The 7,224-nt window shown below is 45.0% G+C and carries 7 protein-coding genes and 1 pseudogene; 3 read left to right on the forward strand and 5 right to left on the reverse strand.

Going from position 1 to position 7,224, the window contains the following annotated elements:
• Positions 1-357: pseudogene (locus tag H6S82_RS12360) on the forward strand (serine hydrolase); the annotation flags it as partial.
• A gap of 30 nt (positions 358-387) precedes the next feature.
• On the opposite strand, the gene H6S82_RS12365 reads toward H6S82_RS12360, so the two are convergent.
• A complete protein-coding gene (locus tag H6S82_RS12365; RefSeq protein WP_190471068.1) occupies positions 388-1,665 on the reverse strand; it encodes a ribulose bisphosphate carboxylase small subunit in 1,278 nt (425 codons plus the stop codon).
• Between the two features lie 457 nt (positions 1,666-2,122).
• Positions 2,123-2,794: a Uma2 family endonuclease gene (locus tag H6S82_RS12370; protein ID WP_190471066.1), complete on the reverse strand. Its 672-nt coding sequence runs from the start codon at positions 2,792-2,794 to the stop codon at positions 2,123-2,125.
• Positions 2,795-2,995: 201 nt separating this feature from the next.
• On the opposite strand from H6S82_RS12370, the gene H6S82_RS12375 reads away from it, so the two are divergent.
• On the forward strand, positions 2,996-3,904 hold the full coding sequence (locus H6S82_RS12375; RefSeq protein WP_191056271.1) for a hypothetical protein: 909 nt from the start codon (positions 2,996-2,998) through the stop codon (positions 3,902-3,904).
• Positions 3,905-4,075: 171 nt separating this feature from the next.
• Here H6S82_RS12375 and H6S82_RS12380 read toward each other — a convergent pair whose 3' ends face one another.
• From H6S82_RS12380 to H6S82_RS12390, 3 genes are all read right to left on the reverse strand, one after another.
• The gene (locus H6S82_RS12380) at positions 4,076-4,411 is read right to left on the reverse strand and encodes a ribulose bisphosphate carboxylase small subunit (RefSeq protein ID WP_190471059.1); all 336 of its coding nucleotides are present in this window, start codon (positions 4,409-4,411) and stop codon (positions 4,076-4,078) included.
• Between the two features lie 56 nt (positions 4,412-4,467).
• Positions 4,468-4,866, reverse strand: a complete 399-nt coding sequence (locus H6S82_RS12385) for a chaperonin family protein RbcX (protein WP_190471056.1) — start codon at positions 4,864-4,866, stop codon at positions 4,468-4,470.
• A gap of 92 nt (positions 4,867-4,958) precedes the next feature.
• A complete protein-coding gene (locus H6S82_RS12390; protein ID WP_190471053.1) occupies positions 4,959-6,389 on the reverse strand; it encodes a form I ribulose bisphosphate carboxylase large subunit in 1,431 nt (476 codons plus the stop codon).
• A 426-nt stretch (positions 6,390-6,815) separates the two neighbouring features.
• Here H6S82_RS12390 and H6S82_RS12395 point away from each other — a divergent pair.
• On the forward strand, positions 6,816-7,224 hold a 409-nt coding region (locus H6S82_RS12395; protein ID WP_277926406.1), incomplete at its 3' end, for a two-component regulator propeller domain-containing protein.

Genomic DNA, 7,224 nt, shown 5'->3' on the forward strand with positions numbered 1-7,224 from the left:
CTTAAACCAACCAAAAATCGCGGCTTTGGAGCTAATCGAGTTACGAGCAACGAACTTTCCGCCATGATGATGCAGATTTACAATTGCGAATATCCCGAATATAATGTACTTATTGATATTTTTAATCAGCAAGTCGATCGCGAGTTGGGATTTGATGCTTTAAAAACATCGGCGGGAAATTGGTTGGGCGAAAAAACCGGAGAAAATAGCAAAGTTAGAGGCGCTACTTTAGCAGCAAAAATTAAGGGTAAAACTTATATTATTACTGTTACTGAAGATAACGGTAAGAGCGCTCCCAAAATTCGCGATTGTATTGGTAAAATAGTGAATTATATTGCTAAGAATGGAACGATTTGAGCCTCCCCGTAGACGGGGAGGAGGTCAAAATTAATGCGGTTTCTGGATCACCTTCTCCACAACGCGACGCTTAACTTTGGGGTCGATCCCGATCAAGCGGACATATTCTCCAGTATGGTCATTTAAGCAGGATTCCAGAGATGCGATCGCATCCGAAACCTCAGTTGTTTGAATTGGAGAACAACTTTGCCAAGATTGAGTGCGGAAACGACGTTCGTCGGCGTGTTCCGTAGCGATGCGATATCCTTGGGCGAGTAACTGGCGTACCTGTTCCTGAGTTTCTGCACTTAGTTTCGCACCGTTTACCTGACCGTTGCTGGTGGCATAATTTACTTTGTATACTGTCTCAACTTTGGTTGAGTTATTCGGTACTTCATTTTGGATAGGAGTAGTAGGCGCAACATTCGCAGTTGGTTGATTGAAGTTTAATCGCCCCGCATTGTACTCTTCTACCAACCTTGAATTTTTCACTCGCTGTTGTTCTTGCACCATTAAATTACCAAATTCAATTAAGCGAGGTAGTCGGAAATCTGGCTTGATGAAATTTGGTTTTCCATCAGCGCTATTTACCACGCGAGCAGAAACTCGATCGATCCCAACTTTGTGGATGAATTCCCGAATTAGTTCGTCGTAAATCCTCGCTCTCACTGCGCCAAAAAAGTCAATAGCTTGATCGATAAAAGTATCGACAAACTGCTCAATTTCACTGGGAGAAAGTCCATCTTGGGAAAAAATACCGCTGACAATCCCAATTTTATCTTCGCGGTTTGGTTCCCAGAAAAACTTGTCCATCCGACCATCGCGAACTAACGGCGCATAGAGAGTGGATAAGTCATTTCCCGTCACAATAATTGGCACGCGATGTAGGGGTGTTGAATCATAACTGCCAGGAAGTTGTACGTTAGTTGGGTTATCGGCAATATTCATCAGCGTAGCATTCACCAACTGCGTATTTACCGTGTATTGCGTGCCTTGATCGAAGCGTCCTGCACCTGCATCCAAATCGTTAATCACGATCGCAGTCATTTTACCGCGAACCTTAATCAATTCTGCTGCTTCTCGATAGCGCAAGCGCAGCAAACGCGCCGGATCTCCTGCATCTGGACTTTCTAGTTCTCCACCAGAAATATGCACTGCTTCGATGCCCATTTTCTCGAATACTAATTCACATTGAAAGGATTTCCCTTCTCCTTTGCGTCCGTGAATGCCGAGAATTAGAGGAACTCTTACTCCCGGAAGTTCGAGAAAGTTTTTGGTGATATGAACGGCAAGTTTGTCAAGGAACCTGGGAGAGATGTAGTAAGACATTGGTGTGTGATTGGCGATCGCATCTAACGCTAATGTTAAAATTTTATAACATTAGGTAACAAGTGGGATAGTTTAATTAGTTTGATGGGTGCGATTGTTTTTATTTATTTGAACCGCAGAGTACGCATATAGTAGGTTGGCTTGAGGTAAGGAAACCCAACAATTAATTTAACTGCGAAGGCGCGATAGCGAAGCGAAACGCGATCGCGTTTTAGGACGCGAAGTTTTTATTTATTTGAACCGCAGAGTACGCATATAGTAGGTTTTCTTCCACTTATCGTACCCGTTACGCAGAAAACAAATATTTCTGGTGAATTTCTAATTCTGTCATCACAAAATCACTATATCGATCGTGACTCCTAATAAAAGCAGTTTTATTTGTCCCTTCACAATAAGAATAAGTCGAATGATAGTGTTGGCAAACTCAGATCGCGCTTTTCATAGGAATGCGATCGCATTATCCCCGGTTGCTCAACTCTTCTACAAAAGCTTGGTGTTCTAATGTTACTAACCCCATCTGTAAAACCGACTGTACCTCAAGCAAATTTCCACTTAATAAAGCCGGAACTGCTAACCACAAACCCGGAAATACTTCACTTCTAATTATTCCCGATTCGTCCGCTGATAAAGCAACATATTCTCCTTCTCTTAAGCGAAACCAATCAACTCTTTGGTTGTAAACTTGCCAAACCAAATATTCTTGTACTTGGTTGCGACGGTAAACTCTCAATTTCTCTCGTAAATCATAAGAAGCACTACTTGCGGCGATTTCAGCAATAAATTCAGTAGCACCTTCAATATAACCATCTTCGCTAATAGTAGATTGTCCCCCAACTTCAATTCGCAACAGTGCATCGGGTTGTGGTTCGTTATCTGCATCGAGGCGTACCGTGGTATCAGCTAACAAATCGATACCGGGTGTGGCAATCCGATATGGAGATAACCATCCTATGATACTAGCGTGAGGTCTACCGTGGATAACTCGGACTGGCGATCCCATATAAACAACTCCTTCGATTAATTCGGCTTTTTTCAACTGAGGCATTGCTTCGTAGCGTCGCTCAAATTCAGCGCGACTGAGACAATCCCCATTTTCCAAAGGCAAAATTTTCGGCATTGTTCCTGTCATTACTTGACCTCCAACCCTTTGTTTTCATTGTGGCATAAGGAGTAGCAATATGTCTCCGGCTTTCTGCTTACTTGCACTACCCAAAAATTATGGTGTTGGCTTTTAGTATAATAAATTGCTCAACAATAAAATCTAATGTGAGGCGATCGCATATTTATTATATAATAATAAATATCACCTAAAAAGATTCCATTGTCAATAATGACTCGCTTCATACACGATCGATTCACAAAAGATTGTCTAGAAGAATTACTGACACCCTACGGACAAGTAAAACCCGCTCAAAAAGTCTCATCCGAAATAAGAGAAATCGATGTACTGTTCATTCCCAACGCTCCTCCCGAAACCCTATCGCAAGATTTAGGATTATTAGGAAGATTGGGAGAAACAGCCGCCATCTTTGAACCCTTTCGCAATGCCATTGACCCAGATGAAGTTTGTGCTTGCCTCCTGAAAGCGCTAGAAGTCCGAGAAAGCATTCAACGACAAGCAAAGCGCAAAAATGCACCCGATGAACCCATCAGCTTACCTTACTTATGGATTCTCACTCCAACCGCCTCAGCCTCCATCTTGGAAGGATTCCGCGCTATACTAGAGGACAATTGGGGCGCGGGAGTTTATTTCCTTCCCTATTATTTGAGAACAGCCATTGTAGTAATTCATCAATTACCCAAAACTCCAGAAACTCTTTGGCTGAGAATATGGGGAAAGAAAAACGTACAAAAGCAAGCAATTGATGAATTGGAGGCGCTACCGCCAGACAATGTATGGCGAGAAAGAATCTTGGAATTGTTCTATCAATTACGAGAAAATTTAACGGTCAATCAAAGTTTAGAAGCAGACGATCGGGAGTTAGTTATGAGATTACAACCTTTGCTTCAGGAAAAGTTAGCACAAAGTATCCAACAAGGTATCCAACAAGGTATCCAACAAGGTATCCAACAGGGAGAGCGTTTAGTAGTGGAAAATTTATTAAAAGCAAGATTTGGAGAATTAGATGCAGAATTATCTGCTTTAATTGACTCGATATTGAGTTTCCCTCCAGAGGAGTTTACTCCTTTACTACTGCAATTGTCCCGTGAAGAATTGGTAACGAGATTTAGAGATTAACAAAAAAATGCGATCGCATCTTTTAGCAAGTAATAAATTAGGTGGCCAGAAGTGCGATTTCATCTCACCACACAGAAACTTCGCACTTTCCCATCCTCACAAATAAAGTAGGGGCAATTCATGAATTGCCCCTACTTTAAAAACTAACGATTCAGTTGTACCAACTAAATATTAGTAACCTCTGGTGTTAGGCTTGGAAACGATGAAGCTGAGAACTTGACACTGCTTCACGTTATCGAAACCCACAACGCGGATATAGCAGTTGGAGTATTCCGAACGGCAAGCGCGTACTTCTTCCAGAACTTCTTGAGCAGTGGTAGCCTTGAACAAAGGCAGTTTCCACAGAGTCCAGTAGTGCATTTCCGGCGCAGAAGATTCGCTGAATTCTACAGCTGGGATGTAGCCTTGCTCTAGAATGTACTGAACTTGCTTAACGATTTGGGCGTCGGTGAGAGGGGGAAGATAAGAGAGAGTTTCGTAACGACGCTCTTTGGGTAGAGTTTTCATTGCTTACAGGTCTTCCTTAGTACTTGTAATTCTGTTCTATCTGCTAACGATCGAGCTTATTCAGATTCACCTTGCGGTTCTGTTTGCCCTTCAGGAGATGCGGCGGGGTCAGAAACAGTCAGTTGCGTAATGCGTTCCAAATGCTGACGCCGATGCTCCATATTTGCCTGTTGAATACCAGTGCGAACCATCTCTGGCAAAAAATCTGTTACTTCCTCTGCTAGATGCTGGCGCACCGTCATCACTCGTAACGCCAGTTCCTGCTTTTCCCGGAGCAACTCCTCCAAGTAAGCTTCTCCATCTTGGATTTTGCTTTTCGTAGAAAAGTTATTCAGCCAGTAAGCTAGCGGAGGATTAGTCTCGCTCAGTTGAGCCATGATAATCCGCACGGCTTGATAGGTCAAGTAGCTGATCAGCGTCTTGCTGGTATCTTTCGCGACTTGTTTGAGATCCATTTTGACCCCGCCTCCGGCGATTTTAAATTTTAGACTTTGGATTTTAGATTAATAAATAAATCCAAAATCCAAAATCGGCAATCCAAAATCGATTACAGGGTATCCATTGCCTCGAACTCGAACTTGATTTCCTTCCACAGTTCGCAAGCCGCAGCCAGTTCGGGGCTCCACTTGCAAGCTTCGCGGATCACGTCGCCACCTTCGCGGAACAAGTTGCGACCTTCATTACGAGCTTGGATACAAGCTTCCAAAGCCACGCGGTTAGCGGTAGCGCCGGGAGCGTTACCCCAGGGGTGACCCAAAGTACCGCCGCCGAATTGCAGGCAAGAATCATCGCCGAAGATTTCCACGAGCGCGGGCATATGCCATACGTGGATACCGCCAGAAGCAACTGGCATTACACCGGGCATAGAAGCCCAATCTTGGGTGAAGTAAATACCGCGAGCGCGGTCTTGTTCGATGTGATCTTCGCGCATCAAGTCTACGAAGCCCATCGTGATGCCTTTTTCGCCTTCCAACTTACCTACAACGGTACCGGAGTGCAGGTGGTCGCCACCAGACATCCGCAAGCACTTAGCCAGTACGCGGAAGTGGATACCGTGGTTCTTTTGACGGTCGATAACTGCGTGCATAGCGCGGTGGATGTGCAGCAGGCGACCGTTGCGACGGCACCACTTAGCCAAAGTAGTGTTAGCGGTAAAACCACCAGTCAGGTAGTCGTGCATGATGATGGGCGTGTTGATTTCGTTAGCGAATTCAGCCCGCTCCATCATTTCTTCGCAGGTGGGGGCGGTCACGTTCAGGTAGTGACCTTTGATTTCACCAGTTTCAGCTTGAGCTTTTTCGATCGCTTCTTGAACGAACAGGAAACGATCGCGCCAGCGCATGAACGGCTGAGAGTTAATGTTTTCGTCGTCTTTGGTGAAGTCCAAACCGCCGCGCAGACATTCGTAAACTGCACGACCGTAGTTCTTAGCAGATAGACCCAGCTTGGGCTTAATCGTACAACCCAGCAAAGGACGACCGTACTTGTTCAGCTTGTCCCGTTCTACTGTAATCCCGTGGGGAGGGCCTTGGAATGTTTTCAGGTAGGCAACTGGAATTCTCATGTCTTCCAGACGCAGCGCACGCAGAGCTTTGAAACCGAATACGTTACCTACGATCGAGGTAAGCATATTGGTAACAGAGCCTTCTTCAAACAGATCCAATGGATAAGCAACGAAGCAGATGTACTGGTTGTCTTCGCCAGGAACCGGTTCGATATCGTAGCAACGACCTTTGTAACGATCGAGGTCGGTCAGCAGGTCAGTCCAAACTGTTGTCCAAGTACCGGTTGAGGACTCAGCAGCCACAGCAGCACCAGCTTCTTCTGGAGGTACTCCGGGCTGAGGCGTTACGCGGAACGCCGCCAGAACATCAGTATCTTTCGGTGTGTAATCTGGCGTGTAATAAGTCAGCCTGTAATCTTTAACTCCGGCCTGATACCCAGCTTTCGCTTGAGTCGTCGTTTTCGCGTAAGACATATGTCCCTTCCTGGGAATTACTGCAATTTTTTTTTGCCCATTTGGCAGATGCTTAAAACTATATCAAGAAATCAATTAGCTACACTTCAAATTTTTTTTAGAATTTCATAACCTCTCTTTATATATTTTTAATAGGTATAAATTTTTGTTGCACCATCCATCCAAAAAGTGACATCTTGTGATTTGGGGATCGTCCTTGCAGAACAGCCAAAAAAATGATGTTCTTGTCAAATCCCCCCCTTTTCCCGTCAGTGGGGCGACAATATTTTTAAGTCGCGGCACTGCAACTATCACTCCCGTCCCGATGTGAGATTATCGCTCGCAATTTAGCTAATTCCTTCCTTTCCTCTGCCCCTCTCTTCCCCTAGCCCTTAGACTCTCTTAAGCAGTAGCCTATTTGTGAATCGTTCGGTCAGGAGAATAACTATGTCATTATTGAGTGGGCGCATCAGTATTTTCCTAAGTGCCGCGCTGCTGGGATTGGCAGCATTCCTGGGAGAAACCGACACCAGAAGCGTCCTAGCTCAATCGTCCGGAAAAGATGAGACTCCCTTTTACCCAGCACAACCGCCGCCACCAGAAGTCGATCCCTTACGAATACAGCGCCAAACGCCTCAGCAACGAGAGTATCGCGTTAGTGCTTTACTACGCGATGTTCTCGGCAAACTCTGGGTAGGTTCGTGGCAGGGATTAGCGCGGATTGACCCCAATACGGGTCGCATTTTGACGCGGGTCAACTTACCCGATGTTTTTATCGGTGCTTTAGCTGAAGATAAAGTAGGCAGAATTTGGGTGGGAACTTACCAGGGATTGCAACGAGTAGACCCCCGCACCA

Origin of the sequence: Planktothrix sp. FACHB-1355 (genome assembly GCF_014748295.1) — a bacterium.
In the GTDB taxonomy this organism is placed as follows: Bacteria; Cyanobacteriota; Cyanobacteriia; order Cyanobacteriales; family Aerosakkonemataceae; genus Aerosakkonema; species Aerosakkonema funiforme_A.